Origin of the sequence: Faecalibacterium sp. DFI.5.82 (assembly GCF_029076575.1) — a bacterium.
Taxonomy (GTDB): Bacteria; Bacillota; Clostridia; order Oscillospirales; family Ruminococcaceae; genus Faecalibacterium; species Faecalibacterium duncaniae.
Window position 1 is genome coordinate 1 of the sequence record NZ_JARFIS010001179.1, and the last position, 287, is coordinate 287.

Consider the following 287-nt stretch of genomic DNA (forward strand, 5'->3'; position numbering starts at 1 on the left):
CCATGCCGGACATGACAAATTTCCGCGTTTTCACCGCTTCTTGCACCGGCATTTTTTCGATCACAGCCAGTTTTTGCGGAATTTTGTAGGTCTGGTCGGCCTTTCCTTTTACTTTAAAATACATGAGCGTTTCTTTCCCATTTTGGAGCCGGAGCGTGCTGCCGTTTTTCATTTTTGAAAAATCAACCAAAATTTCTGCACGTTCCCCGGGAGAAAGCGTTAATTTTTTCATTTGCACAGGCGTCTTGAGAAATCCCCCGTCGGATGCAATTTGCACAAATGTCCTG

General features: G+C 44.9%; 1 pseudogene. It reads right to left on the bottom strand.

The window, feature by feature from the left end:
• Positions 1-232 (bottom strand): annotated as a pseudogene (locus tag P0G09_RS20630) (copper oxidase); the annotation flags it as partial.
• Positions 233-287 lie beyond the last annotated feature (55 nt).